Consider the following 24,664-nt stretch of genomic DNA (forward strand, 5'->3'; position numbering starts at 1 on the left):
GAAATCACCTCGATCATGAAGCGCAACTCGTGCGGCAAGGCGCTGGACATCGCCCGCACCGCGCGCGACATGCTGGGCGGTAACGGTATCTCGGACGAATTCGGCATCATCCGCCACATGGTCAACCTCGAGGTGGTCAACACCTATGAGGGCACGCACGACATCCACGCCCTGATCCTGGGCCGTGCCCAGACCGGCATCGCCGCGTTCTGAGTCATCTCCCCCGCGCCGCCTGCTCCGGCGGCGCGGATCCAGCAGCACCCATCACACCTCCCACTGCAGCTTGAACGTCAGCGAGCGGCTGCGCTCGTCCACCAACGGCAGCTTGTCGTCGACCACGCCGAACGACACGATGCGTCCATGGCGCCACTGGTAGCGGTACAGCAGCGAGCGGTGGATCTGGCGGTCGTTCCAGGCCGGCAGCTGGGTCACGCCGTCGTCGCGCCGCGCCGCCCAGGTGTTCTGCGCCAGCAGGCGGATCGAATCGCGCGGGCTGAAATGCAGCAGCGCCAGCCAGCGCCAGGCGGTGTCGGAAAACGCCGGTTGGTCCAGGGTTCCGCGTACCCAGGCGCGGTACACATGATGGTCCAGTTCCAGCGCCCAGCCCCGGCGCAGCGGAAAGCGCAGGCCGACATCCAGCGTCGCGTTGCCGCCCGGCCCGACGCGGTCGGCATCGACGTCCAGCTGGCGCCCGAGCGAGACCTCGGCCGCGATGCGCGAGATCCACGGCGCCGGCGTTGTCTCCAGCCCGAAGTGCAGCGCCGGCACCTCGTGCAGCTCGCCGCCGGGCCGCGCGCGCTGGCGGTCGAAGCCGAGCTGGGCCCACACTCCGGTCTGCAGCGGCGCCGCCATCCAGAAGCCAGGACGCAGCTTGCTGTCGATGATCTCTCCGCCGGGCTGGCCGCTGACGCTGTCCGCCAGCGTGCGCGTCTGGTGCAGGCCCAGGTGCGCCTCGAGCTCGTACAGCGGCAACGGGCCCAGCGTGTGGTTGCCCAGTATCCGGTTCAGCTCGGCACTGGCCTTGACGATGCCGGCCTGCGGCACGAAACCGTTGTCGTTGACGAAACCGGGCCCTACCGCCTCGACGACGAACTCGTTCCACCAGCGCTCCGAACTATGGATGAACTTGCCCGACAGGTAACTGCCCGAGCGCCGCGCCTGGCGCATCTGGCGCCCGTCGGCGTCGAAGCCGGCGTCGGTGCGCGAATGCATCGCCACCAGCGTGGCCTGGCGCTGCACGCCGTCCGCGCCTTCACCGCGCCACTGGGCATCGGCCCCGAGCACGTCATTGCTGCCGAAGGCATGGTAGTCGCGCTGCGAGGCGAAGCCGCCGAGCAGCCATCCATCACCGTGCCAGCGCCCGCGCCACAGGCTGGCCACGGTACGCCGCGGCTGCAGGTATTCCAGCGTCCCGTATGGCTGGCCGCGCAGCACCAGGCCGCCCGGCTCGTCGCGCAGGCTCATGGCGGTCGAGTCGGCATGGGCGGCGCGCCAGGTGGCGCGCAGGCCGTACTCGGGATCGTTGATCGTGCGCGAATAGAACGCCGCCAGCGGCAAGCCCAGCACGTCGGCGCTTTCCAGGAAAAAGCCGCGCTTCTCGGGCAGGCTGAAGGCGATGTTGCCGGCGCCCTGAGACACCGGCTCGTCGATCTCGACCTGCGAGTAATCGGGATTCAAGGTGGCGTTGAAGACCCAGTCGGCGCGCGGGCGGGCGTTGATCTCCAGCCCCAGCCCGGCCTGCCGGCCACGCGTGCGCTCGCCCGGGACGCTGGCGCGTTCGCGCCGCACCGTCAGCTCCGGGCGCAACTCCAGGAAGGCGCGGTCACGCACCGCCGCCACCGTGGCTTCCATGTCCTCGACTTGGTGCAGGAAGCTCAGGTGGCTCAGCGCATCGATGCGAAACGGCGCCGACACCAGCAAGGCGCCGTCGGCATGCGGGATGCTGCGCTCGACCATCATCTGCCAGTTGCGCCCGCCCATATAGGGAAAGCGCAGGTTCGACAGTGGCCAGCGCACTTCCATGCTGTAGCCGTCGGGCAGCAGGCGCACCGCGGCCTCGATCGGGAAGTCGGGGCCGAGGTCGGTTTCGTCGTCCTCGGCGCGGTGCATGCCGTCGGTCACCACGCCGGCGGTGTTGATGCGCACGAACTGGGCGCTGCGTCCATGGCCGACCGGGTCGATCCAGATGCCGATGAAATCCTGGTCGAGGCCGACCTTGTCGCGCCGCGCCAGCGTGCCGCGCAGCAGGCCAGGCTGCGGATCGCGCGCGCGGATGCCGAACACCAGCGCGTCATCGTCGACCACCAGCCGTACTTCGGTTGCAAGTCCGATGGGCAGATGGGCGCCGTCGCGCGGGGCATGCTTGTGAAAGGCGGTGAACGCCGGCGCCCGCTGCCAGACGGCATCGTCCAGCATGCCGTCGATGCGCGGCGCCGCGCCGGGGTCGATGCGCAGCGCGCGTAAGCCGTCGCGGCCGGCCAGATCGGTCTGGGACGCGGATGCTAGCGCCGCGGCGCATAGCAGGCAAATCAAGAGAATGCCGTGGAGCAGGATGGGAGTCGTTGCCACGTGGCGTAAGAAATCGTTGGCGCGGCGGCCGGAACCGGAAAGTCTAGCATTCAAGTTTACTAAAAGAACATTTGCAGAACATTTCATGCTGCATGAATAGGTCATGCGATTGTCACGCCTCGCAGATCGAAGGACACCTTCCGTGGTATAGCGATCTCATCTGAACATATTGCATGTCATTTGATCTATCGCATACCGGACATACACCACTTTTGCGCTACCATCGTAAACACCAAGCCTGACTGGCTACCCCAGTCGTAGTAGGCGCCCACTCGCCAGCGAGGCATGATGAGCCCAACGTTGCCTGTACTGGATCCCTCCGCACCTGAGCAGGGCAGCGCGATGTCGCTCGAGCTGCTGCTGCGCAACCTGCCCGGCGCTGCCTATCGCTGTCTCAACGATGGCGAGTGGAGCATGCTGTTCCTGAGCGACGGCATCGAGCAGCTGACCGGCTATTCGGCCGCCGCGTTCACCGCCCGCCCCGGCTTGTCGTTCGCCAGTCTGATCCTGCCCGAGGACCGCGCCCAGGTGGACCATGCGGTCGCCGCCGCGCTCGCGCACGCGCAGCCGTTCCACGTCACCTACCGCATCCGCATCGCCGGCGGCGAGGTGCGCTGGATCTGCGAACAGGGCGCGCTCAACCTGGACGCCGGTGCGCCCGGCGTGCTGGAAGGCTTCATGTCCGATTTCACGCTGCTCAAGCAGGCCGACCAGCTGGTGATGGAGCAGGCCTCGTATCTGCAGCGCGCACGCGACGCCATCATCGCGCTCGACATGGATTCGCGCATTCACTACTGGAACCAGGGCGCCGAGCGCCTGTACGGCTGGAGCGCGGGCGAGGCGCGTGGCAAGCGCTTCTGCGACCTGTTGTGCGACAAACCCGAGTTGTACCACCTGGCCTTCGCGCACACGGTCGCCGACGGCGAGTGGACCGGCGAGCTGGATCACGTGCGGCGCGACGGCAGCACGCTCGACGTCGACACCCGCTGGACCCTGCTGCCGCCGGACGAGGTGCTCGGGGCGGCCCAGAAAATCCTGGTGATCGGCACCGACGTCAGCGAGCGCAAGATCAACGAAGCCAGGATTTTCCGTCTGGCCTTCTTCGATTCGCTGACCGAACTGCCGAACCGCGCCAACCTGCTCGACCACCTGCGCCGCGCCCTGCTCGGCAGCGCGCGCACGCGCAAGTGCGGGGCGCTGATGTTCTGCGACCTGGACAACTTCAAGTACCTCAACGACAGCCAGGGCCACGCCGCCGGCGACCTGCTGCTGCAGGCGGTGGCGCGCCGGCTGGAACACTGCGTGCGCGAATCGGACATGGTGGCGCGCCTGGGCGGCGACGAATTCGTGATCCTGACCCAGCCGGTCGAGGATACGCGCGAGCTGGCGGCGCTGCAGGCCGAGACCGTGACGCGCAAGATCCTGGCGGCGATGGCGGCGCCGTTCCAGCTGGCCGACCTTGGCTACACGCTGTCGGTCAGCGTCGGCGTGGTGACGCTGTGCGGCACGGTCGACACGGTGGAGTCGACGCTGCGCCAGGCCGACGCGGCGATGTACCAGGCCAAGGCGTCGGGGCGCAACACTTTCCGCTTCCACGACCCTGCGGTGCAGGCGGCGTGGTCGGCGCGCGCCCAGCTCGAGAGCGGCCTGCGGCGCGCGCTGCAGCACGACGAATTCGAGCTGCACTACCAGCCGCAGCTGGACCACTCGGGCCACGTGATCGGGGCCGAGGCGCTGCTGCGCTGGCGCCTGCCGAACGGCAAGCTGCTGTATCCGGCCGAGTTCATCCGCGCCGCCGAAGAGAGCGGCATGATCATCGACATCGGCCGCTGGGTGCTGCGCATCGCCTGCGCCGAGCTGGCGCGCTGGCAGCGGGTCAAGGAAACCGCCGGGCTGACGCTGTCGGTGAACGTCAGCGCGCGCCAGTTCACCGAGCCCGACTTTGTCGCCATGCTGCAGCAGATCTTCGAGCACAGCGGGGTCGATCCGGCCGGATTGAAGCTGGAGCTGACCGAGAGCCTGGTGGTGTCGGATTTCTCGACCACGGCGCACACCATGGCCACGCTCAAGCGGCGCGGGCTGAGCTTCTCGCTCGACGACTTCGGCACCGGCTACTCGTCGCTGGCCTACCTGCGCAAACTGCCGCTCGACCAATTGAAGATCGACCACTCCTTCATGCGCGACGTGCTGACCGACCAGAACGATGCCTCGATCGTGCGCTCGATCATCGCGCTGGGAGACAGCCTGGGATTGCAGGTGATCGCGGAAGGAGTGGAGACGCCGGGGCAGCGCCAGTTTTTGTCGGATGCGGGGTGCTTCATCTACCAGGGCTACCTGTACCAGCGGGCGCTGAGCTCGGAGCATTTCACGCAGTATGCGCGCGGCTTGCATTAACGCCGAGCGGACATGAAAAAGCCCGCCGAAGCGGGCTTTCTCTATGCGGCTGGCGCCGCTCAGAACTTGTAGCCGACAGCCACCACCACCGCCACCGGATCCAGTTTCATGAACTGGGTCTGGCCGGTCGAGAAAGTGACGTCGGTGCGCAGGCGCGTCTTGTTGACGGTCACGTCGGCAAACCACTTCTCGGACAGGTTCATCGCCACGCCGACTTGCGCGGTGTAGGTGAATTTGTTGTCGATGCTGAAGGTGGTCGGCACGCCGCTGCCCGGGTTGGTGATCGCGGTCATCTTGGCCGAACCGCGTTCCTTCATGAAGTAGGCGTAGGTGGCGCCGATGCCGACGAAGGGACGGAAGGTCGCGGTCGGCTCGAAGAAGCGGTATTGCAGGAAGGCGGTCGGCGGCAGCGCCTCGACCGTGCCCAGCACGCCGGTGCCTTCGATCGCGCCGGCGCCGAAGATCTTGTGCTTGTACGGGGTGCCCAGCGCCACTTCGGTCGAGATGTTGTCGGTGATGCCGTAGGCGAAGATCAGCACCGGCTGCATGTCGTTGCCGACGTCGGCCTTGGTGCCCGGCAGCGCCGGCGCGGTGATGTCGCCGCTTTCCACTTTCGGGGTCAGCTGGTTGAGGCCGAACTTGGCGGTGAACTGGCCGGCCGACTGCGCCGCGGCGCCATTCGCGAAGGCCAGCGCGGCAGCCACACCCAGCACTTTGATCATGCTGTTGAAACGTACTTTCATGTTTTCTCCTGATTCGTGTGTAAGGGCCCGCTCACCGAGCGGGCCCGCCGCTGCTTACAGCCAGCCTTTGACTGCCATGTCCTTCAGGACATAACGCGCGATGAGGTCGTTCTCGAACGGCGTCGGGTGGATTTCATCGGCGAACATGTAGCGGCTCACATCACCTGCAGCCGTGTTGTTGGCGGTGCAGATCAGGGAGGTCGTGCCCAGCGCGTTCGGGGCGCAGGCCGGGGCGCTGGTGTTGCTCAGGCCGTATGGGGCCGGGTTCTTGACCTGGTCGTTGCTGACCGAGTACAGGTCGGTGTACAGGATGCGCGCATCGTTGACGTTCAGGCCGTTCTTGAGCTGGGTGTTGAACGCATTGACCATGGCGGCAACCAGGGTCTGGATCGCGGCCGGACGGTTCTTGGCGGCCGGGGTGCTGGCGACGTCAGGCAGGTTGGCGACGATCACGTACTTGGCGCCGTTGGCGATCAGCTGGTTGTTGACCAGGGCGGCCATCTGCGCACCGGCGGTGCCCAGTTCGGTCACCATGCGGGTGGCGTTGGTGCTGGCGTAGGTGGCGGCGGCGGCGTTGCCGGCGGCGGTACCTTCGGTTTGCGCACCGGCCACGATCGGGCCCCACACCGACTGCTGGGCGACGGCCTGGTTGCCCGGCTGCTGGGCGGCGGCGGTCACGGCGGCGGTCACGACGCTCTGGTCGGTCTTGCCCGGACGCGCGTTTTCGGTGGCGATCGCCAGGCCGATGGCTTGCGCCGCGGCTTGCGGGTTGGTGGCGCCGGCGGCCAGGCGGGTGGCCAGCAGCTGGGCGAAGGCCTGGGCGCCGGCGGTGGTGCCGGCCTGGGTCACGGCGGCCAGCTGCATCAGCACGTCGTTACCGCCCGACAGCACGGTGACCAGCTCGGTGCCGGTGAACTTGCCGTTGACCTTGGCCAGGTGATTCGCGATCTGGGTGGCCATCGGCACCGTCATTTCGCCGATCGGCGAACCGGTGGCGGCATTGCCCGGCCCGATCGGGTTGGTCACGCGCGAACCGCCCTGGGCGTAGTTGAAGCAATTCGGATGGTTGGTGACGGGCACCGAGAAGCCTTGGGCAGCGTTGCCCTGCAGGCCGGTCTGCGCGGCGCACGGGGCCGGCAGCTTCAGTTGGGCAGCCATGAAGTCGAGCCAGATCTTGCCGCTCAGGTCTTCGTTCTTGGCGGTGCTGTCACCGTTGATGGTGAACTTGCCGCCGCCGGCCGCCGCCACCGCGCCTACGCGGTAGGTACCGACGTCCGACAGGCTGTCGCCGAACGACACCTGGTTGGTGAAGGTGAGCTTGTTGGTCTGGTCGCCGCCTTTCGGGCTGGTGCCGCCGCCGCAGGCGGTCAGCACAGCCGCCGTCAACACGGCGAGCGCGAGTTTGGTATGACGCATTTTGTCTCCTGGGTGAATTATTGTGAAACGAACGCCCGTGCTATTCGCATCCTGATTAATATGCCAGTCTTCAATCCGCTTGTCTAACGAAATCCGTTGCGGAAATGTAAGTTGCTCCCATACCTATCAGAACCGATGGGGGATCAGTCGGGAGCGATTATAGCAATGCCTTTCGCCAAGGAAAAAATGATTTTGTAACGCGTCAAATGTAACTACGGGGCGTCTTGCGCCCCGTCAGTTCAATATCTGATGAAGATCAAATACCAGGCTGTTTGTTGAGCAGCCCGTGGACGATGCCCGTCGATCCGTGGGCAGCACGGCGCAGGCGGTCGTTGACGCCGAGCCAGGCGCCATCCTGCGGCGGAGCTTCGACCAGGATCACGTCGGCGCCGTGGCCGTCCATCGCGCGCAGCGCCGCGTACAGGGCGTGGGCGAAGCCTTCCGGAGTAGCCGGCAGGCGCTGGGCGGCGTGGGTCGGCGGCAAATCGCTGTAGTGGATCAGGGCCACCTTGCGGCTGGCCGCGTGCAGCGCATCCAGGGTCTGCACCAGCACCGCACGCTCCTGCATCGCCACCGGCGTGTGCGGCGCGTAGTGCGATTCCAGCGTGCCCGATGCGCGCGGGGCGGCAGCATCCGGCGCGGCCGGCAACCGGTCGATCACGGCGGCGATCGCTTCGGCGCTGATATGGCCGGGGCGCAGCAGCACCGGGCCGTGAGTGGCCAGGCGCGACAGGTCAACGATGGTCGATTCGATGCCGACCTGGGCCGCGCCGCCGTCGAGCACCATGGCCACGCTGCCCTCATGCTCGAATTCGTCGCGGACGTGCTGGGCCAGGGTCGGGCTGACGTGGCCGAATTTATTCGCCGACGGCGCCGCGACGCCACCCTTGCCGCCCTTGAACGCGCGCAGCAGCGCCAGCGCCACCGGGTGCGACGGGCAGCGCAGGCCGACCGTGTCCTGGCCGCCGCTCACGGCGTCCGGAATGTTCGCGGCGCGTTTCAGGATCATGGTCAATGGGCCGGGCCAGAAGGCCTCGGCCAGCGCATGTGCCTCCTGCGGGATGTCGCAGGCCCAGTAGTCGAGCGATGCTTCCGGCGCCAGGTGCACGATGACAGGGTGGTCTTGCGGGCGGCCCTTGGCGGCGTAGATGGCGGCCACCGCCTGCGGGTTCTCGGCGTCAGCGCCCAGGCCGTAGACGGTCTCGGTCGGAAAAGCGACCAGTTGGCCCGCTTCCAGCGCGCGGGCGGCGGCCTCGATCTGCTGCTGGTCCATCATGCGTCGATTCCCAGGATGGCGCAGGCGGCGCGCAGGCTGTCCTGGGCTTCCTGCAGCGTCGGCGCGACGAAGGTCACGTGGCCCATCTTGCGGCCGCGGCGCGGATCGTTCTTGCCGTACAGGTGCAGGTTGGCGCCGGGCAGCGCCAGCACCTGGTCCCAGGCCGGTTCGCGCACGGTGTCGCCGTCGAACCAGACGTCGCCCAGGATGTTCAGCATCACGCTTGGGGAATGCTGGCGCACGTCGCCCAGCGGCAGGCGCGCCATCGCCCGCACCTGCTGCGCGAACTGGCTGGTGATGCAGGCGTCGATGGTGTAGTGGCCGCTGTTGTGCGGACGCGGCGCCATCTCGTTGACCACCAGGGCGCCGTCTTCGAGCACGAAGAACTCGATGCACAGCACGCCGACGTAGCCCAGCTGGGCCACGATGGCGCGCGCCGCATCCTGTGCCTGCTTGGCACACGCGTCGGACACGTTCGGGCCCGGCACGGTGGTGGTGAACAGGATGCCGTCGCGGTGCACGTTCTCGGCGATCGGGTACACCACCGAGGCGCCGTCATGGCCGCGTGCGGTGAGCACAGATACTTCATACGCCAGCGGCAGCATTTTCTCGAGCAGGCAGGTCACGCCATCCATGCTGTCGAAGGCGGCGCGCACGTCTTCACGCGAGCGCACGCGCACCTGGCCTTTGCCGTCGTAGCCCATGCGCACGGTCTTCAGGATGCCGGGCAGCAGGTCGTCCTTGACGTCGTCGATGTCGGCATGCGAAGCGATGGTCTTGTGCGGGGCCGGCATCACCTTCGAGGTCGGCGCGCATTCGACGAAGAAGGCTTTCTCTGCAATGCGGTCTTGCGCGATCGAGACGCAGGACGCGGCCGGGGCCACGAAGCTGTCGTTGGCCAGCAAGGCCAGGCTGTCGCCCGGCACGTTCTCGAATTCGGTGGTCACGGCCGAGCACAGCGCGGCCAGTTCCTTCAAGGCGGCCTGGTCGCTGTAGCCGCCTTCGACGGTGCGGTCGGCAACCTGCCCGGCCGGGCAATCGGCGCTCGGCTCGAGCACGGCGACTTTGTAGCCCATGGCCTGGGCGGCGTGGGCAAACATGCGGCCGAGCTGGCCGCCGCCCATCACGCCGAGCCAAGTTGCCGGGTCGGCGTTGGGGGGAAACGGAGTCTGGCTCATTGCTTAAACTGGAAGGGTCATTGCCTGGGCGGCCGCGGTCTGGTCGCGGCGGAACTGCTCCAGCTTGTCGGCCAGCGCGTCGTCGCCGGCGGCGATGATCGCCACCGCGGTCAGGGCCGCGTTGGCGGCGCCGGCTTCGCCGATGGCGAAGGTCGACACTGGCACGCCCTTCGGCATCTGCACGATCGACAGCAGCGAATCCTCGCCGCGCAGGTACTTCGACGGCACCGGCACGCCCAGCACCGGCACGATGGTCTTGGCAGCGACCATGCCCGGCAGGTGGGCCGCGCCGCCTGCGCCGGCGATGATCGCGCGCAGGCCGCGCGAACGGGCCTGCTCTGCGTAGGTGAACATCTCGTCCGGCATGCGGTGCGCCGAAATCACCTGCGCTTCGAACGGCACGCCGAACTGTTTCAGAATGTCGACCGCGTTCTTCATCACGTCCCAGTCGCTCGACGAGCCCATGATCACGCCGACGAGCGGTTTTGCTTGTTCAGTCATCGGGTTACGCCTTCAGCTTGTCGCCGGTCAGGCGTTCGATGGCCTCGAAATACTTGGCCTGGGTTTTTTCGATGACGTCCTGCGGCAGGGCCGGGGCCGGCGCGGTCTTGTTCCAGTCGGTCAGGGTTTCCAGGTAGTCGCGCACGAACTGCTTGTCGTACGACGGCGGCGACATGCCCGGCGCGTACGAGTCGGCCGGCCAGAAGCGCGACGAGTCGGCGGTCAGCACTTCGTCCATCAGGTGCAGCACGCCATTCTCATCCAGGCCGAATTCGAACTTGGTGTCGGCGATGATGATGCCCTTGGTTGCCGCGTATTCGGCGGCCGTCGTGTACAGCTGGATGCTGATGTCGCGCATCTTGGCGGCCAGTTCGGCACCGATCTTTTCTTCCATCTGGGCGAACGAGATGTTTTCGTCGTGTTCGCCGATGTCGGCCTTGGCGGCCGGGGTGAACAGCGGTTGCGGCAGCTTGTCGGCCTGGCGCAGGCCGGCCGGCAACTGGATGCCGCAGATGGCGCCGCTTTGCTGATAGTCCTTCCAGCCGGAACCGATGATGTAGCCGCGCACCACGGCTTCGACCAGGATCGGCTTCAGGCGCTTGGCCACGACCGCGCGGCCGCGCACCTGCTCTACTTCGTTCTCGGCGACCACGCTTTCCGGCGCGACGCCGGTCAGGTGGTTCGGCACGATGTGGCCGAGCTTCTCGAACCAGAAATCGCTCATCTGGTTCAGCACCATGCCCTTGCCCGGGATCGGCTCGTTCATGACCACGTCGAAGGCCGACAGGCGGTCGGTGGTGACGATCAGGATCTTGTCGTCGCCGACAGCATAGTTATCGCGCACTTTGCCATGACCGAGCAGTGGCAGGGACTGAATGGAGGATTGGTAGAGGCTGTTCATAGATGGGCTATCAGGAAAGCGGAACCGGCGCAAAGGTGCGCCGGTTGAGAAAGTCAGGTCTTGCGGACCTGGTCAATGCGATATTTTACGTCAATTCCGTCCCTCCCCCGCCATTTCCACGAAGGCGGAAATAGCGGGAAGGGATACGGCGCGGCTTTACTGAACGATCTGCGCCAGCTCGCCGGCCTTGTAGCGCTCGGCCATCTTTTCCAGCGGGATCGGCTTGATCTTGCTTGCCTGGCCGGCGCAGCCGAAGGCTTCGAAACGCGCCTTGCACACTGCCATCGCCGCTTCGCGCGCCGGTTTCAGGTAGTCGCGCGGGTCGAACTTCGACGGGTTCTGGAACAGGTACTGGCGGATCGCAGCCGTCATCGCCAGGCGGATGTCGGTGTCGATGTTGATCTTGCGGACACCGTGCTTGATGCCCTCTTGAATCTCTTCGACCGGCACACCGTAGGTTTCTTTCATATCGCCGCCGAATTCGCGGATGATCGCCAGCAGTTCCTGCGGCACCGACGACGACCCGTGCATCACCAGGTGGGTGTTCGGGATGCGCGCGTGGATTTCCTTGATGCGGTCGATCGCCAGGATGTCGCCGGTCGGCTTGCGCGTGAACTTGTAGGCGCCGTGCGAGGTGCCGATGGCGATCGCCAGTGCGTCGCAACCGGTGCGCTTGACGAAGTCGGCCGCCTGGTCGACGTCGGTCAGCAGCTGCTCGCGGGTCATCGCGCCTTCCGCGCCGTGGCCGTCTTCCTTGTCGCCCTGCATGGTTTCCAGCGAACCCAGCACGCCCAGCTCGGCCTCTACCGTGACGCCGATCGCGTGCGCGAACTTGACCACTTCTTTCGAGACTTCGACGTTGTATTCGTAGCTGGCCACGCTCTTGCCGTCGGCTTCGAGCGAACCGTCCATCATCACCGACGAGAAGCCCGAGCGGATCGCGGCCATGCAGACCGCCGGCGACTGGCCGTGGTCCTGGTGCATGACGACCGGGATGTGCGGGTAGGCTTCGACGGCGGCGTCGATCAGGTGACGCAGGAAGGCTTCGCCGGCGTACTTGCGCGCGCCGGCCGAAGCTTGCATGATCACCGGGCTGTTGGCAGCGTCGGCGGCGGCCATGATGGCTTGCACCTGCTCCAGGTTGTTGACGTTAAATGCGGGCAAGCCGTAGCCGTTTTCGGCGGCGTGGTCCAGCAATTGACGCAGTGATACGAGTGCCATGGTTTACTCCAAACAATAAAGAAACTTGTCCGGAAGCCGCAACCGCCGGGCGCTGCGTGGCGGGCCAGGCCTCACCGCCACGCAGATAAAGCGCCTCGATCCAGTCGCGATCTTCCCTTAATCGAATTCGCCAACGCGCACGATCTTGAGCGCATTGGTGCCGCCGGCCTGGCCCATCGGGGAACCCCAGGTCACGACGATCAGGTCACCTTTACGGACGACACCTTCGTTCATCAGGAGTTCCTCTGCCTTGCGCAGCACGGCGTGGCTGCCGCCTTCCTGCAGCAGATGGAATGCTCGCACGTTCCGGTACAGCGACGCCTTGCGCTGCGTCGGTTGCAGCGGGGTCAGGGCGAAGATCGGGGTGTCGATGCTGTGACGGCTCATCCACAGTGCGGTCGAGCCCGACTCGGTCAGCGCCACGATCGCCTTCACGCGCAGGTGGTGCGCGGTGAACAGGGTGCCGTAGGCAATCGACTGGTCGATGCGGGTGAACTGCACGTTGAGGAAGTCGGCGTCCAGCTTGTTGTATTCGGACTGCTCGGCTTCGACGCAGATCGCGGCCATCATCTCGACCGTCTCGATCGGGTACTTGCCCGATGCGGTCTCGGCCGAGGTCATGACGGCGTCGGTGCCGTCCAGCACGGCGTTTGCCACGTCCGACACTTCGGCGCGGGTCGGCACGGCGTTGACGATCATCGACTCCATCATCTGGGTCGCGGTGATGGTCAGCTTGTTCGAGGCGCGCGCCATGCGGATCATGCGCTTCTGCAGCGCCGGCACCGCGGCGTTGCCGACTTCGACCGCCAGGTCGCCGCGGGCGACCATGATGCCGTCCGACGCGTCCAGGATTTCCTGCAGCAGCGGGATCGCTTCGGCGCGCTCGATCTTGGCGATCATCATCGGCTTGTGGCCGTACGGCTCGCCGGCGATGTTGGCCAGCTGGCGCGCCATTTCCATGTCGGTGGCGTTCTTCGGAAACGAGATCGCCAGGTAGTCGGCCTGGAAGCTCATCGCGGTCTTGATGTCTTCCATGTCCTTCGAGGTCAGCGCCGGCGCGGTCAGGCCGCCGCCCTGGCGGTTGATGCCCTTGTTGTTCGACAGTTCGCCGCCAACCTTGACCGTGGTGCAGATCTCGTGACCCACGACGCGCTCGACCACCAGCACGATCAGGCCGTCGTTGAGCAGCAGCTTGTCGCCCGGCTTGACGTCGCGCGGCAGCGCCTTGTAGTCGAGGCCGACGCGTTCCTGGTTGCCCAGCTCGCCGTTGTCGCCCCACTTGGCGTCCAGGATGAAGCGGTCGCCCTTGTTCAGGAAGATCTTGCCGTCTTCAAACTTGCCGACGCGGATCTTCGGTCCCTGCATGTCCGCCATGATCGCCACTTCCCGGCCGCATTCCGCAGCAGCGCGGCGCACCAGGTCCGCGCGGTCGATATGATCCTGCGCCTTGCCGTGCGAAAAATTCAAGCGCACGACGTCGACGCCGGCGCGGATCATTTTGACGAGGGTATCGAAATCGGTCGACGCTGGGCCGATGGTTGCGACGATCTTGGTGCCACGGTACATGGATTGTCCTTGTAAAAAACAAAGCGCAGCCAGAGGCTGCGCTGGGGTCTCACTTTAAGCGCTGCGTTGCAGCAGGATATCGACCGCTGGCAGGGTTTTGCCTTCCAGGAATTCCAGGAACGCACCGCCACCGGTCGAAATGTAGCCGATCTGGTCGGCAATCTTATATTTTGCGATCGCGGCCAGGGTGTCGCCGCCACCGGCGATCGAGAAGCCCTGGGATTGCGCGATGGCCAGTGCCAGGGTTTCCGTGCCCTTGGCAAACTGGTCGAATTCAAACACACCGACCGGACCGTTCCAGACGATGGTGCCGGCCTTGGCGACCTGCTCGGCCAGCATGGCGGCGGTCTTGGGGCCAATGTCGAGGATCATGTCGTCGTCAGCAACGTCCTTGACGTCCTTGACGGTGGCGGCGGCGGTCGGTGCGAACTCCTTGGCGCACACGACGTCGACCGGGATCGGCACCTGCGCGCCGCGCGCGGCCATCTTCTCGATGATGGCCTTGGCCTCATCGACCAGGTCGTTCTCGACCAGCGACTTGCCGATGTTCAGGCCGACGGCCTTCATGAAGGTATTGGCGATGCCGCCGCCGACCACCAGGTTGTCGACCTTGTCGGCCAGGCTCTGCAGGATGGTCAGCTTGCTCGACACTTTCGAGCCGGCGACGATCGCCAGCAGCGGACGCTGCGGCTGGCCGAGGGCCTTGCCCAGCGCATCCAGCTCGGCTGCGAGCAGCGGACCGGCGGCCACGATCGGCGCGAACTTGGCGATGCCGTGGGTGGTGGCTTCGGCGCGGTGCGCGGTGCCGAACGCGTCGTTGACGTACACGTCGCACAGTTTGGCCATTTTCTGGGCCAGCTCGTCGCTGTTTTTCTTTTCGCCTTTGTTGACGCGGCAGTTTTCCAGCAGCACGACCGAGCCCGGCGCGACATCGACGCCGTCAGTCCAGTTTTGCTTGAGTTCGACCTGTTGGCCGAGCAGCTCCGACAGGCGCTTGGCGACCGGCGCCAGGCTGTCTTCGGGCTTGAATTCGCCCTCGGTCGGACGACCGAGGTGGGAGGTCACCATCACCGCCGCGCCGGCCTTGACGGCGGCCTGGATCGCCGGCACCGAAGCGCGGATGCGCGTGTCTTCGGTGATGTTGCCGGCGTCATCTTGCGGGACGTTCAGGTCAGCGCGGATAAAGACGCGCTTGCCCTGCAGCGCATTCTGGTCGATCAGGTCTTGCAGACGGGTGAAACGGAGAGCGTCCATTGTTCAGCGTGGCAATAGTGAGAAAAACATCATTGTACATGAGGGAGAACAGGAAAAAATGTCCTGCATGGCAATGGTGTCGCATGTGCCGGCGTGACAACATTGGGCGCTATCCCAAGAGGAAATATTGCAGAATATAAAAATGGTTTCACATTGAATGTCATCGAAAATCACGCTCTCCAGACCATTCGCCCATGCCCGAACCTGTCACAACCCGCCTTCTGCGCCATGCTCTGCACTTCGCCTGCTTCCTGATGCTCGGACCAGGCGCCAGCTGCGCCTTGCCCGCTTATGCTGGAACGGCGCCGGCGGCCGTCGTCACGCCCCCTTCTCCACCCCCGCTACCGGAAGACGATGGCATCATCGCGCGCGGCAGTGGGACGCCCTATATAGAAGAAAAAGACAATGCCAACGACCTGCGCACATTGGCGCGAAAAGAACTGGTGCAGCTGGAACGCATGCGGCGTAATGGTGAGCTTGAGAACTTGCCTCCCGAGCGCAAAAAAAGCATCGAGGAGATGCTCGACGGGATGTCCGACACAGTTGCCACATTGGTCGCCGACGACGAGCGCCAGGCCAGAATGGCGCAGGCAAGCTGGATCAATGGGCCGGCACAAGTGGTCCTGGCTAAAGGGATCGTCCTCAACCTGCCCTCCGACGTCAAATATCTTGCGCCCGAAGAGGTGGCAAAGGTGCGGGTGGATGGCGACCCGCGCAGCAGCCCCGGCACGTCGTTCGCCTACCTGCATGACAAGGCCGATCGCTGGTCCGGCAATCTGGTCGTCCAGGAAACCGGATGGATCGATCCCGACCACAGGAGCTTCGACGACCCTGCACGGGCGCTCGAGCGGCTCAAGAACACCTTGCGCCTGAACCGGGGCCGCCTCGACTCGCTGGACCTCGGCGCCAGCCTGGCGCGCTGGGTGATTCCGCCGTCATACGACCCTGCCCTGCCAGGCGTGGACTGGGCGCACACCACCGGGGGCATTGGCGGCATGACCACCGTGTATGTCAATTTCTTGCGGCTGGGACGTGATCGCATCGTCGTGCTGAACGTCGGCTCGAACAACAAGTTCGCCGCGGTGGACCAGATCCTGGCCTATCGCCCGCAATTGGAACGCGTGATGGCTGGACTCGTGATTGCGCCGGGCCAGCGCCATCGCGACCGGACCGAGCGGGACAAACGCAGCCGCAGCACGCTGGACGATTTCGTGTTCGGGCCACCCACCTCGCTGGAACAGCAGGTCACCACAAAGCTGAAGGCGATCGATACACGGCGTCATGAGAAGCTGGTCTGGTTCGGCGCCATTGTTTTCGTCGTGCTGGTCGCGGTGGTGTTGAACCAGTCGCGCCTCCAACGGCAAAAAGGTGCCGGCCAAACCGGCACCGCAGGTGTGGCGCTCTCGGTAAGTAAACTGAAAAACGCCGGCAAGAAGCGCAAGAAATAAGAGCAGGAAGAGAGCGCAATAAACATCTTGCAACCTGATACCGCAGCCAGCGCCCTGCCGGAAAATGATCCCGTATTCGAGCGCGGCAGCGGCAAGCCGTATAACCGCAGAACAATATCAACAAGAATTCGGCCCACCGACCGAATTCGAGAAAACAATGCAGGCGATTGCCGCAACCGAAATCGCGCGACAGGAATATATCAAGGAAGAAAGGAACGAGGTGGTATGGAATCTCGTCGGCCTGGGACTTGTCGGCGCTGTGGTGCTGGTGCCGAGAACCGGATCCGAGCCGATGGGACAGATCCAGGCACCCTACAATCCATCACATGCCGGAGCCGAAGATGTGAAACACGCGCAGCAGCGTGAATACCAGCATGCCGAACACGATGGTCAAGAGCATGTGACGGCGCCATACATAAAATGCGAAGGCGGCAATGCCCGCCAATAACTTTGGATTGGCCAGGGTGAACTGGGTCTCGCCCTGGGTGTCGATCAGCAGGTCGGGCCCGATGATCGCCGCCAGCGCGCACGCCGGCGCATAGCGCAGCATCTCCTGCACCCGTGGCGGAATCGTGACACGGTGGCCGATCATCCAGAACGAGCTGCGGGTGGCGGCGGTGGCCACGCACAGCACACCGATCACGACCCAGATTTCCCAGTCAGCCATGGTCCGCCTTGCGCTTCACGTTACGCCTGTCGCGCGGTTTGAGGATGGTTTCTTCGATCACCATCGCAGTGACCATGCCGACCACCACCGCCACCAGCAAGCCCAGCTTGTACGGCAGATCGTAGGCCAGCACGGAAATGGCGCCCGCCACCAGCACCCCGCACAGGGCGGCGTTATTGATGATCAGCGGCACCGTGATGCACAGGATGGCCAGCGTGCCGGCGAAGCCCAGCCCCCATTCGGCCGGAATGGCGCTGCCGAGGAAGATGCCGATCAGGGAACCGAACTGCCACGCGAACCAGTTCGGGAACATCAATCCCTTCAGGTACGACAGCTTGCCGGCGATCGGCTCCAGCGTCGGATAGCGCTGCAGGAACAGCGCCACGGTCAGGTCACCCGAGATATAGCCGAGCAGGAAACGCTGCTTCCAGGGCAGGTGCGCGAAGTGCGGCCCGAGCAGTGCGGAAAAGATCACGAAGCGCAGGTTGACCACCAGCGCGGTGGCGAAGATCACCCAGATCGGGGCCTGGGCCGCGATCAGCGGCAGCGAGGCCAGCTGGGCCGAGCCGGCGAACACCAGCAGGGTCATGCCGAGCGCCTGCGGCACCGACAGGCCGCTCTTGACCATGGCGATGCCGACCACCATGCCCCAGGCCGCGATGCCGAACAGGGTTGGCAGGCCGGTCTTGAAGCCGGCGCGCCAAGCCTCTTTATTGGGTGCGTCGACCGCGTCGAGCGCCGCCTGGTCTGCCTGAGTGCCTGCGCTCATGCCCGAGTTCATACCCGCGTTCATGTGGCATTCCTGCAACGGCAAGCGCTGCCGGCAGCAGGGACGACGATGGTGGCGGACTTGAAACGGACGGGCATGAAACGCATGTGTAGGTGGACGCCGGGCCAGGCGCTGGCGCAGGCGCGGGTTGCGCCTTGGTCAATATGTTCAACGCATTATTTTACGGTCATTTCGACAATAGAGCGAATCCGTTAAAATCCAGTCTTTGCCTAACTTGCCTGACGGAGACAATCAGATGAACCAAAAGACGATGCCTGTGGTGGAACTCGAGGCCAAGGACCTGCCGGCGTACTGCCCGAATCCGGCAATGCCGCTGTGGTCCTCGCACCCGCGCGTCTTCCTCGATTTCGACCACCACGGCGACGCCAAGTGCCCGTACTGCGGCACCCAGTACCGCCTGGCCCCGGGCACCGTGCTCAAGCACCACTGATCTTCTACGGCGCACCCGGTGCGCCGTTTCCTTATGCGCCGTTCAATTGCCGAATACCGCGCGCCGGCGTGGCTGCCCGGCGGCCACCTGCAGACCATCTATCCGGCCACCTGCATCGCCAGGCCACCGGTGACTTACCGGCGCGAGCGCTGGGCCAGCGCCGATGGCGACTTCATCGACGTCGATTTCGTCGACGGCCAGCCGGGTCGGCCGCTGGTGGTGCTGTTCCATGGCCTGGAAGGCTCTTCCAACAGTCATTACGCGCGCTCCCTGATGGCGGCGCTGCAGGCGCGCGGCTGGAGCGGCGCGGTGCCGCATTTCCGCGGCTGCTCCGGCGAAGCCAACCTGGCGCCGCGCTTCTACCACTCGGGCGACGCCGCCGAAGTCGATTGGGTCGTCCGTACGCTGCGCGCGCGCCATCGAGGCACGCTGTATGCCGCCGGCGTCTCGCTCGGCGGCAACGCCCTGCTACGCTGGCTGGGCGAATCGGGCAACGGCGCGGAGATCGTCGACGCCGCCTGCGCCGTCTCGGCCCCGCTCGACCTGGCGCGCGGCGGCGAAGCGCTCTCTTCCGGTTTCAACATGCTGTACACGCGCATGTTCCTGCAAACCCTGAAACCGAAGTGCCTGGCCAAGCTGGAACAATTTCCCGGCCTGTTCGACCGCGCCGCCCTGCTGCAGGCGCGCGACCTGTACGCCTTCGACAACGTGGTCACCGCGCCGCTGCACGGCTACCGCGACACCGACGACTACTGGCACCGCGCCAGCGCGCGCCACGTGCTGGACGCGATCACGGTGCCGACGCTGGTGCTCAATGCGCGTAACGATCCCTTTTTGCCGGGCGCGCACCTGCCGACGGGCGCATCGAAGGCGGTGACGCTCGAGTATCCCGACCAGGGCGGCCACGTCGGCTTTCCGACCGGTCCGCTGCCGGGCCGGATCGACTGGCTGCCACGCCGCATCCTGGCGTTCTTCGACGATGTGGCGGGCGCCGCGCCGAATAGCCGCGCGCCGGAGGCGGCCGAACTATGCGAAGCTGACTAGCACCATGGACGATATCGTAAAACAGGCAATGGCCAAGTGGCCGAACGTGCCGCACTGCTACGGCTGGCTGGCGCTCGATGCGCGCGGCGGCTGGCGCATGCGCGACGAAGCGGCCCAGCGCGCCGATGCGGCGGGCGACAAGCTGACCAATCCGGCGCTGGTCGGCTTCATCAACCGCAACTACGGGCACGACGAGCGCGGCAACTGGTATTTCCAGAACGGGCCGCAGCGGGTGTACGTGAACCTGGAGGCGACGCCGTTCATCGCGCGCACCGATCCGCAGCAGGGACTGGTGTTGCAGACCGGGCAGGCGCTGGCGCAGATCGAGCACGTGTATCTGAGCGATGCCGGCGCGGTGCTGTTCCAGGCTGGCGAGATCGTGGCGCAGCTGGACGACCGCGACGTGGCGCAGGTGCTGGGCAAGCTGCAATTGGATGGGCAGGCTGCGTCGGACGAGGCGGTGATGGCGTGGCTGGAGAATGGCGCCGGCAAGTTGGCGCTGCCGTGGAATGGCAAGGCCTACGACGTCGAACGCATCGGGTCCAGCGACTTGCCGCAGCGCTTCGGCTTCAACCAGTTGCCAACCCCGTAGGGTTGGCCTAGGCGGCCCCGCGCTTCGCCGCCGACGCGGTGATCGTCAGCAGTTCAGATATCGCACCGGATGATCTTGCGGCCAACTATCGCCGCGTCGGCGGCGGAGCCGCCAACCCTACGGTAACGTTCAGCCCACCCGCGCCGCCGATCAGCGCTCCTTCTCGTCTTCCTTTTCCTGCTCCTGGCGCGCCTTCAACTCGCGCTCGCGCGCATCGATCACGGCCTGGTCGTAGAACGACACGTCGCCGGCCTTCCTCGCCAGTTCCAGCTGCGCCACCGCGGCCGGCAGCGCCCCCGCCAGCACGTACGATTCGGCCAGCGACATGTGCTGCAGCGCGATCTTGCCCTGCTTGGCATAGGTCCGCGCCAGCAGGTCGTGCAGCTTGGTCTCCTCGCGATACTGCTGGCTCTGCTCGCGCAGGTAGCGCGCCGCATCGTCGAGCTTGTTATTCGCGATCAGCGCCTCGGCGTACTGGTGCGCGATGGCGCGCGACAGCGGGAAGCGCTGGCGCGCCGTCTCCGCCTCTTGCAGCGCCTGCGCCTGCACCGCCGCCGGCTGCGCGGTTGCCATCTTGATCTCGATCGACAGCCCGGCGAACATGGTCGCGCCGTCGCCCACCGTGGACGGCGCCGTCGAAAACACGCCCTCCTTCGGCTTGACGGTCTCGCGCGCCTTGTCGAGCCAGCGCTGGGCGCCGGCCAGGTCGCCTTCCTTCAGCGCCAGGTAGGCCAGGCCATACTGTGCCCCGGCCTGCTGCTGGCGGTGGCTTTCCTTGAGCTGGGTCTCGAACGCGGTGCGGACATCGCGCCGGCCCTGCTCGCCCTGGTCCTGCAGCACGCGGATGCGCGCCCGCACCAGGTGGAAATCGAGGGCGTCGACGCGCTGCTTCTTCGGCATCTCGCGGATGCGCGCCTGCATGTCGGTGATGCGCTCCTGGGTCAGCGGGTGGCTGCTCAGGTTGCTCAAGCCGGCCGGCAATTCTCCGTACAGCTTGCTGGCGCTCTGCAGGCGGCGGAAGAATGCGACGATGCCGGTGGTGTCGTAGCCGCCCGCCTCCATGATCTGGAAGCCGACGCGGTCGGCCTCGCGCTCGGCGTCGCGGCTGAAGCTGAGCTGGCGATGGATCGCCAGGCCCTGCCCGCCCATCAGCACGCCCATGGCCGCGTCCGACCCGCCCTTGGCGGCCAGCGCCGCCAGGATCAGCGACGCCAGCGGCAGCAGCACGTCCTGGCGTTGCTGGCCCAGCATGCGCGCGATGTGGCGCTGCGACACGTGGCCGATCTCGTGCGCGATCACGCCGGCCAGTTCCGATTCGGTCTGGGCCGCGATGATCAGGCCCGAGTGCGAGCCGATGAAGCCGCCGGGCAGCGCGAACGCGTTCAGCTGCGCATCGCGCACCGCGAAGAAGGTGAAGTCGGCATTGGTTTCGCCGCGCGCGCCGGGCGCGGCGGCGACCAGGGCGTTGCCGAAATTGTTCAGGTATTCGGCGATCGGCTCGTCGTCGAGATAGTCGCGGTCGCGCCGGATGTCGCGCATGATCTCTTCGCCGAGCTTGCGCTCGACCACCGGCGACAGGTCGGCGCGCGCGGTGTCGCCGAGCGTGGGCAGGTGGGTATGGTCGGGCCGCTTGAGGGTCTGGGCGACACCGGAATCGGAAGCGGCAACGGCGAAAGCGGCCGTCACGCACAGGGCGGCGGCGGACATTGCAGGGCGCCAGCGGCGCGCGGTTGCGGGGCGGACGACGGATTTCACGGTGCTATGATAACCGTATCCGCGCGCAGATTGCTGCTGCCGACTTACTTTGTTACCTCATCATATCGACCTTGCAATGACGACTACCGCTCCAACCGCCGACCATCTGACCCACTTCGACGCCACCGGCCAGGCCCACATGGTCGACGTCGGCGCCAAGCAGGACACCCACCGCGTCGCGGTGGCGGCCGGTACCATCCGCATGAAGCCGGAGACCCTGGCCCTGATTACTTCGGGCAGCGCCAAGAAAGGCGACGTGATCGGCATCGCGCGCATCGCCGCGATCATGGCTTCCAAGCGCACCAGCGACCTGGTGCCGCTGTGCCATCCGCTGCCGATCACGCGCGTGGCGGTGGATTTCGAGATCGACGCGGCGGCCAACAGCGTGCACTGCCGGGCCCAGGTCGAAACCATCGGCAAGACCGGGGTCGAAATGGAAGCGCTGACCGCGGTGCAGGTGGGGCTGCTGACGGTGTACGACATGTGCAAGGCCGTGGACCGCGGCATGGTGATGACGGATGTGCGCGTGATGGAAAAGCACGGCGGCAAGAGCGGCGACTGGACCGCCGACATCGACGCTTGACCCAGCGTCGTCCATTGGACACGCGCCTGTAGACATTCCGGCCACTCCTCTTATACTTGTGGTGCGATGCACAACCTTGCCTCGCTTCCCCCCAGAACCTGCTTGAGAGGATGTGCCATGACCACGACCGCTTACCCGCAGTTCAATCCCGTTCCATTCCAGATGAATACCCGTCCCTACCAGGACGCCGTCGCCAAGATCGCCAACGTCTACGCCGACTCGATGCGCGCCAACGTCGAGCAGATGTGGATCAGCTCGTCGCAGATCATCGTGCAGGAAACCGTCAAGGCGTTCATGGCGGCGTCGCAGTCGTGCATGGAGGCGCTGGCCAAGAACGCGGCTTCGGTGCAGCAGCAATCGTTCGGCCGCATCATCGGCGCCAACCAGAAAGCCTTCGAGATCATGGGCCAGGCGGCGACGGATATGATGTTGTCCGGCCTGAAGCCCGTCCAGTAAGACGCTGCCCGCGCTGCGCCGGACTCCGGCGTAGCAGGCAGTCATGGGCGTCATCACGAATGTGCAACCTCTTGCATTAAAAGCACGCAACAGGAGTGGCAAGCGTTGTCGGTAGTGACACTAAGATACATTTGACGGGCGATCAACTGCTATCATGCCGGGTTTTATTTGCGGCAACAGTCGCATTGCTGCACCCGATATGAAGAGCGTACTAGCCCACGAGCTCAAGCCTCAGGAGTACGAGTTCGAGACGCTGAACATGCAGGTCGGCGTCCGCTTGCAACTCATCACCCACCGGCGCCTCAAGCCGGTCCAGCATTTCTCGACCCTGATCGGCTACGTCCGCGACGAATACCTGATCCTCAAATTGCCGTTCGAAGACGGTGCGCCGATCGGCCTCACCGAAGGCGAGCGGGTCACGGTGCGGGTGTTTTCGGGCGTAAACGTGTGCTCGTTCGCCTGTACCGTACAGCGCGTGTTCGGGCGGCCCTTGTTCTATGTGCACCTGTCGTTCCCGACCTCGATCCAGGGCACCAGCCTGCGCGGCGCGATGCGGGTCCGGGCCGACCTGCCGGTGCGGGTGAGCAGCCTGCGCAATAGCGTGGCGCCGATGCAGTGCCTGCTGGCGAACGTGTCGGTGACGGGCGCCCGCATCGATTCGGCGCAGCCGCTGCCGCAGGATGAAAACGTGGTCGGCCTGCAATTTGCCCTGGTCGCCCCGCCGTCGAACCAGGAAACCCAGGTAAGCACCCGCGCCACGATCAGGAACCTGGCGGTGGCGCGCCCGGCCGACGGCCAGCGCGAACTGTACAGCTATGGCGTCCAGTTCACCGATCTCGACCCGGTGCACTACACGCTGCTGCAGAACATGACCTACGAGGCGCTGCTGGCCGACCGCGCCAAGATCGTCTAGCGCCGGCCAGACCGATCAGACCACGTCAAAGTCAGAGTCAGCGCCAGCCGTCCGGCAGCGGCAGCCCATCCGCGATGGCCAGCTGTTCCATCGCATCTTCCAGCAGCATGCGCGCCCGGCCCGAGGCCAGCGCCAGCTGCGCGTGCAGCGCCGCGTCTTCGGGATTGCGCGACGCGCATTGCTGGCTGTAGCGCTCGAAACTGCCCACCATCAGCAGCACGTCGGTCAGGTGGCGCGGGCATTCGCAGGTGACGTTGGTGCCGGCCGCGGTGATCCGCGCCAGCGCGGTTTCGTCGAAGCGCGGTGGCGCCACGTTCGGCAGCGCGATGCCGTGCAGCGGCGGACGGTGGCCGTCCAGCGCCGACTGGCACAGCAGCGCCAGCTCGGTCAGGTCGGCCGGGATGCGCGCCACCAGGCAGCCCTGGGCGCGCAGCGCGCGGATGGTAGCGCTGGGCGAGAAGCGGTACAGCACCACGGTGGCGCTCACGCCGGTGGCCTGGCGCGCGGCGACGATCGGCGCGATCGCGTTGTCGTCGAGCTCGGACATCTCGATCACCAGCACGTCGGCGCCGGCGTCGGGCGCCAGGCGCGGCGCCTGTTCCAGGTCGTCGCAATGACCGCGCACGTCCAGGCCATAGGCGCCCTGGCCCATGGCCGCGATGCGGCGCGACAGCATGGCGCCCACCAGCAGCACCCGCACCGGGGTCTCCGCCACCGCCTTGGCCTGGCCGTCCAGACCCAGCATCGACTGCAGTTGTTCGTGGCTGAGTCCGGCCAGCACGCCGATCGAGTGGCCCTGGTCGACCAGTTGCTTGAGCAGGCCGAGGCGCGCGACCTGCTCGGCCGAGTACAGGCGCTGGCCGCGCTCGGAGCGCTGCGCTTCCGACAAGCTGTAGCGGCGCTCCCAGACGCGCAGCGTCTCGACCGGCAATCCCGCCAACCGCGCGGCAGCGCCGGTGCGGTACATG

General features: G+C 65.9%; 23 protein-coding genes. 9 read left to right on the top strand and 14 right to left on the bottom strand.

Annotation, left to right across the window (positions count from 1 at the left end):
• Nucleotides 1–213: acyl-CoA dehydrogenase family protein (locus tag QPK27_RS09175; protein WP_290417924.1), on the top strand; the 213-nt coding region annotated here is incomplete at its 5' end.
• A 51-nt stretch (nt 214–264) separates the two neighbouring features.
• Here the strand turns inward: QPK27_RS09175 and QPK27_RS09180 are convergent.
• Nucleotides 265–2,568 carry a hypothetical protein gene (locus QPK27_RS09180; protein ID WP_290417925.1) on the bottom strand — a complete coding sequence of 768 codons (2,304 nt, stop codon included), beginning with the start codon at nt 2,566–2,568 and terminating at the stop codon, nt 265–267.
• Nucleotides 2,569–2,853: 285 nt separating this feature from the next.
• Here QPK27_RS09180 and QPK27_RS09185 point away from each other — a divergent pair, with 285 nt between their 5' ends.
• Nucleotides 2,854–4,962, top strand: coding sequence for a bifunctional diguanylate cyclase/phosphodiesterase (locus QPK27_RS09185; protein ID WP_290417926.1), 2,109 nt, complete (start codon nt 2,854–2,856; stop codon nt 4,960–4,962).
• A gap of 59 nt (nt 4,963–5,021) precedes the next feature.
• Here QPK27_RS09185 and QPK27_RS09190 read toward each other — a convergent pair whose 3' ends face one another.
• The 9 genes from QPK27_RS09190 to QPK27_RS09230 form a co-directional block, all read right to left on the bottom strand.
• Nucleotides 5,022–5,705: an OmpW family protein gene (locus QPK27_RS09190; RefSeq protein WP_290417927.1), complete on the bottom strand. Its 684-nt coding sequence runs from the start codon at nt 5,703–5,705 to the stop codon at nt 5,022–5,024.
• A gap of 54 nt (nt 5,706–5,759) precedes the next feature.
• Nucleotides 5,760–7,121 carry an SGNH/GDSL hydrolase family protein gene (locus QPK27_RS09195; protein ID WP_290417928.1) on the bottom strand — a complete coding sequence of 454 codons (1,362 nt, stop codon included), beginning with the start codon at nt 7,119–7,121 and terminating at the stop codon, nt 5,760–5,762.
• Between the two features lie 256 nt (nt 7,122–7,377).
• A complete protein-coding gene (locus QPK27_RS09200; RefSeq protein WP_290418108.1) occupies nt 7,378–8,394 on the bottom strand; it encodes an L-threonylcarbamoyladenylate synthase in 1,017 nt (338 codons plus the stop codon).
• Complete coding sequence (locus QPK27_RS09205) at nt 8,394–9,575, bottom strand: 5-(carboxyamino)imidazole ribonucleotide synthase (RefSeq protein WP_290417929.1); 1,182 nt, start codon at nt 9,573–9,575, stop codon at nt 8,394–8,396. The genes QPK27_RS09200 and QPK27_RS09205 overlap by 1 nt, the downstream gene beginning before the upstream one ends.
• Before the next feature lie 3 nt (nt 9,576–9,578).
• Nucleotides 9,579–10,076, bottom strand: a complete 498-nt coding sequence (gene purE / locus QPK27_RS09210) for a 5-(carboxyamino)imidazole ribonucleotide mutase (RefSeq protein ID WP_290417930.1) — start codon at nt 10,074–10,076, stop codon at nt 9,579–9,581.
• A 4-nt stretch (nt 10,077–10,080) separates the two neighbouring features.
• Nucleotides 10,081–10,977, bottom strand: coding sequence for a phosphoribosylaminoimidazolesuccinocarboxamide synthase (locus QPK27_RS09215; RefSeq protein WP_290417931.1), 897 nt, complete (start codon nt 10,975–10,977; stop codon nt 10,081–10,083).
• A gap of 156 nt (nt 10,978–11,133) precedes the next feature.
• The gene (fba, locus tag QPK27_RS09220) at nt 11,134–12,198 is read right to left on the bottom strand and encodes a class II fructose-bisphosphate aldolase (RefSeq protein WP_290417932.1); all 1,065 of its coding nucleotides are present in this window, start codon (nt 12,196–12,198) and stop codon (nt 11,134–11,136) included.
• A gap of 117 nt (nt 12,199–12,315) precedes the next feature.
• Nucleotides 12,316–13,764 (bottom strand): pyruvate kinase, encoded by a 1,449-nt coding sequence (gene pyk, locus QPK27_RS09225; protein ID WP_290417933.1) that lies wholly within the window; start codon nt 13,762–13,764, stop codon nt 12,316–12,318.
• A 54-nt stretch (nt 13,765–13,818) separates the two neighbouring features.
• Nucleotides 13,819–15,018, bottom strand: coding sequence for a phosphoglycerate kinase (locus QPK27_RS09230; protein ID WP_290417934.1), 1,200 nt, complete (start codon nt 15,016–15,018; stop codon nt 13,819–13,821).
• A 194-nt stretch (nt 15,019–15,212) separates the two neighbouring features.
• On the opposite strand from QPK27_RS09230, the gene QPK27_RS09235 reads away from it, so the two are divergent.
• Entirely contained in the window at nt 15,213–16,466 is a 1,254-nt protein-coding gene (locus tag QPK27_RS09235) for a DUF2167 domain-containing protein (RefSeq protein WP_290417935.1), read from the top strand.
• Nucleotides 16,467–16,788: 322 nt separating this feature from the next.
• Here the strand turns inward: QPK27_RS09235 and QPK27_RS09240 are convergent, their stop codons facing one another.
• Both QPK27_RS09240 and QPK27_RS09245 read right to left on the bottom strand, forming a co-directional pair.
• Nucleotides 16,789–17,133: an AzlD domain-containing protein gene (locus QPK27_RS09240; RefSeq protein ID WP_290417936.1), complete on the bottom strand. Its 345-nt coding sequence runs from the start codon at nt 17,131–17,133 to the stop codon at nt 16,789–16,791.
• Entirely contained in the window at nt 17,126–17,902 is a 777-nt protein-coding gene (locus QPK27_RS09245) for an AzlC family ABC transporter permease (protein ID WP_290418109.1), read from the bottom strand. The genes QPK27_RS09240 and QPK27_RS09245 overlap by 8 nt, the downstream gene beginning before the upstream one ends.
• 256 nt (nt 17,903–18,158) lie before the next feature.
• On the opposite strand from QPK27_RS09245, the gene QPK27_RS09250 reads away from it, so the two are divergent.
• From QPK27_RS09250 to QPK27_RS09260, 3 genes are read left to right on the top strand one after another with little or no spacing between them, the layout of a single operon-like run.
• A complete protein-coding gene (locus tag QPK27_RS09250; protein ID WP_078033632.1) occupies nt 18,159–18,353 on the top strand; it encodes a zinc-finger domain-containing protein in 195 nt (64 codons plus the stop codon).
• Between the two features lie 33 nt (nt 18,354–18,386).
• Nucleotides 18,387–19,397, top strand: coding sequence for a YheT family hydrolase (locus QPK27_RS09255; protein WP_290417937.1), 1,011 nt, complete (start codon nt 18,387–18,389; stop codon nt 19,395–19,397).
• Nucleotides 19,398–19,401: 4 nt separating this feature from the next.
• Nucleotides 19,402–19,989, top strand: a complete 588-nt coding sequence (locus QPK27_RS09260; protein WP_290417938.1) for a DUF2946 family protein — start codon at nt 19,402–19,404, stop codon at nt 19,987–19,989.
• A 150-nt stretch (nt 19,990–20,139) separates the two neighbouring features.
• Here QPK27_RS09260 and QPK27_RS09265 read toward each other — a convergent pair whose 3' ends face one another.
• On the bottom strand, nt 20,140–21,696 hold the full coding sequence (locus QPK27_RS09265) for a M48 family metalloprotease (protein ID WP_290417939.1): 1,557 nt from the start codon (nt 21,694–21,696) through the stop codon (nt 20,140–20,142).
• A gap of 124 nt (nt 21,697–21,820) precedes the next feature.
• Here QPK27_RS09265 and moaC point away from each other — a divergent pair, with 124 nt between their 5' ends.
• The 3 genes from moaC to QPK27_RS09280 all read left to right on the top strand — a co-directional run bounded on the left by moaC (nt 21,821) and on the right by QPK27_RS09280 (nt 23,696).
• On the top strand, nt 21,821–22,327 hold the full coding sequence (moaC, locus tag QPK27_RS09270; protein WP_290417940.1) for a cyclic pyranopterin monophosphate synthase MoaC: 507 nt from the start codon (nt 21,821–21,823) through the stop codon (nt 22,325–22,327).
• 117 nt (nt 22,328–22,444) lie between these two features.
• Nucleotides 22,445–22,783: a hypothetical protein gene (locus tag QPK27_RS09275; RefSeq protein ID WP_290417941.1), complete on the top strand. Its 339-nt coding sequence runs from the start codon at nt 22,445–22,447 to the stop codon at nt 22,781–22,783.
• Between the two features lie 199 nt (nt 22,784–22,982).
• The gene (locus tag QPK27_RS09280) at nt 22,983–23,696 is read left to right on the top strand and encodes a flagellar brake protein (protein ID WP_290417942.1); all 714 of its coding nucleotides are present in this window, start codon (nt 22,983–22,985) and stop codon (nt 23,694–23,696) included.
• 37 nt (nt 23,697–23,733) lie between these two features.
• Here QPK27_RS09280 and QPK27_RS09285 read toward each other — a convergent pair whose 3' ends face one another.
• Nucleotides 23,734–24,663 carry a MerR family transcriptional regulator gene (locus QPK27_RS09285; RefSeq protein ID WP_290417943.1) on the bottom strand — a complete coding sequence of 310 codons (930 nt, stop codon included), beginning with the start codon at nt 24,661–24,663 and terminating at the stop codon, nt 23,734–23,736.
• Nucleotide 24,664 lies beyond the last annotated feature (1 nt).

It is taken from the genome of Massilia sp. YIM B02443 (genome assembly GCF_030411955.1).
Classification (GTDB): domain Bacteria; phylum Pseudomonadota; class Gammaproteobacteria; order Burkholderiales; family Burkholderiaceae_D; genus Telluria.

Bases quoted from the DNA above. Each gene is read 5' to 3' on its own strand.
- QPK27_RS09265 (WP_290417939.1), bottom strand. From the start codon at position 21,696: ATGTCCGCCGCCGCCCTGTGCGTGACGGCCGCTTTCGCCGTTGCCGCT.
- QPK27_RS09260 (WP_290417938.1), top strand. From the start codon at position 19,402: ATGGACGATATCGTAAAACAGGCAATGGCCAAGTGGCCGAACGTGCCG.
- QPK27_RS09280 (WP_290417942.1), top strand. From the start codon at position 22,983: ATGAAGAGCGTACTAGCCCACGAGCTCAAGCCTCAGGAGTACGAGTTC.
- QPK27_RS09190 (WP_290417927.1), bottom strand. From the start codon at position 5,705: ATGAAAGTACGTTTCAACAGCATGATCAAAGTGCTGGGTGTGGCTGCC.
- QPK27_RS09200 (WP_290418108.1), bottom strand. From the start codon at position 8,394: ATGGACCAGCAGCAGATCGAGGCCGCCGCCCGCGCGCTGGAAGCGGGC.
- QPK27_RS09255 (WP_290417937.1), top strand. From the start codon at position 18,387: ATGCGCCGTTCAATTGCCGAATACCGCGCGCCGGCGTGGCTGCCCGGC.
- QPK27_RS09185 (WP_290417926.1), top strand. From the start codon at position 2,854: ATGATGAGCCCAACGTTGCCTGTACTGGATCCCTCCGCACCTGAGCAG.
- QPK27_RS09250 (WP_078033632.1), top strand. From the start codon at position 18,159: ATGAACCAAAAGACGATGCCTGTGGTGGAACTCGAGGCCAAGGACCTG.
- QPK27_RS09230 (WP_290417934.1), bottom strand. From the start codon at position 15,018: ATGGACGCTCTCCGTTTCACCCGTCTGCAAGACCTGATCGACCAGAAT.
- purE (WP_290417930.1), bottom strand. From the start codon at position 10,076: ATGACTGAACAAGCAAAACCGCTCGTCGGCGTGATCATGGGCTCGTCG.
- pyk (WP_290417933.1), bottom strand. From the start codon at position 13,764: ATGTACCGTGGCACCAAGATCGTCGCAACCATCGGCCCAGCGTCGACC.
- QPK27_RS09245 (WP_290418109.1), bottom strand. From the start codon at position 17,902: ATGAGCGCAGGCACTCAGGCAGACCAGGCGGCGCTCGACGCGGTCGAC.
- QPK27_RS09240 (WP_290417936.1), bottom strand. From the start codon at position 17,133: ATGGCTGACTGGGAAATCTGGGTCGTGATCGGTGTGCTGTGCGTGGCC.
- QPK27_RS09195 (WP_290417928.1), bottom strand. From the start codon at position 7,121: ATGCGTCATACCAAACTCGCGCTCGCCGTGTTGACGGCGGCTGTGCTG.
- moaC (WP_290417940.1), top strand. From the start codon at position 21,821: ATGACGACTACCGCTCCAACCGCCGACCATCTGACCCACTTCGACGCC.
- QPK27_RS09205 (WP_290417929.1), bottom strand. From the start codon at position 9,575: ATGAGCCAGACTCCGTTTCCCCCCAACGCCGACCCGGCAACTTGGCTC.
- QPK27_RS09275 (WP_290417941.1), top strand. From the start codon at position 22,445: ATGACCACGACCGCTTACCCGCAGTTCAATCCCGTTCCATTCCAGATG.
- QPK27_RS09215 (WP_290417931.1), bottom strand. From the start codon at position 10,977: ATGAACAGCCTCTACCAATCCTCCATTCAGTCCCTGCCACTGCTCGGT.
- fba (WP_290417932.1), bottom strand. From the start codon at position 12,198: ATGGCACTCGTATCACTGCGTCAATTGCTGGACCACGCCGCCGAAAAC.
- QPK27_RS09285 (WP_290417943.1), bottom strand. From the start codon at position 24,663: ATGTACCGCACCGGCGCTGCCGCGCGGTTGGCGGGATTGCCGGTCGAG.
- QPK27_RS09235 (WP_290417935.1), top strand. From the start codon at position 15,213: ATGCCCGAACCTGTCACAACCCGCCTTCTGCGCCATGCTCTGCACTTC.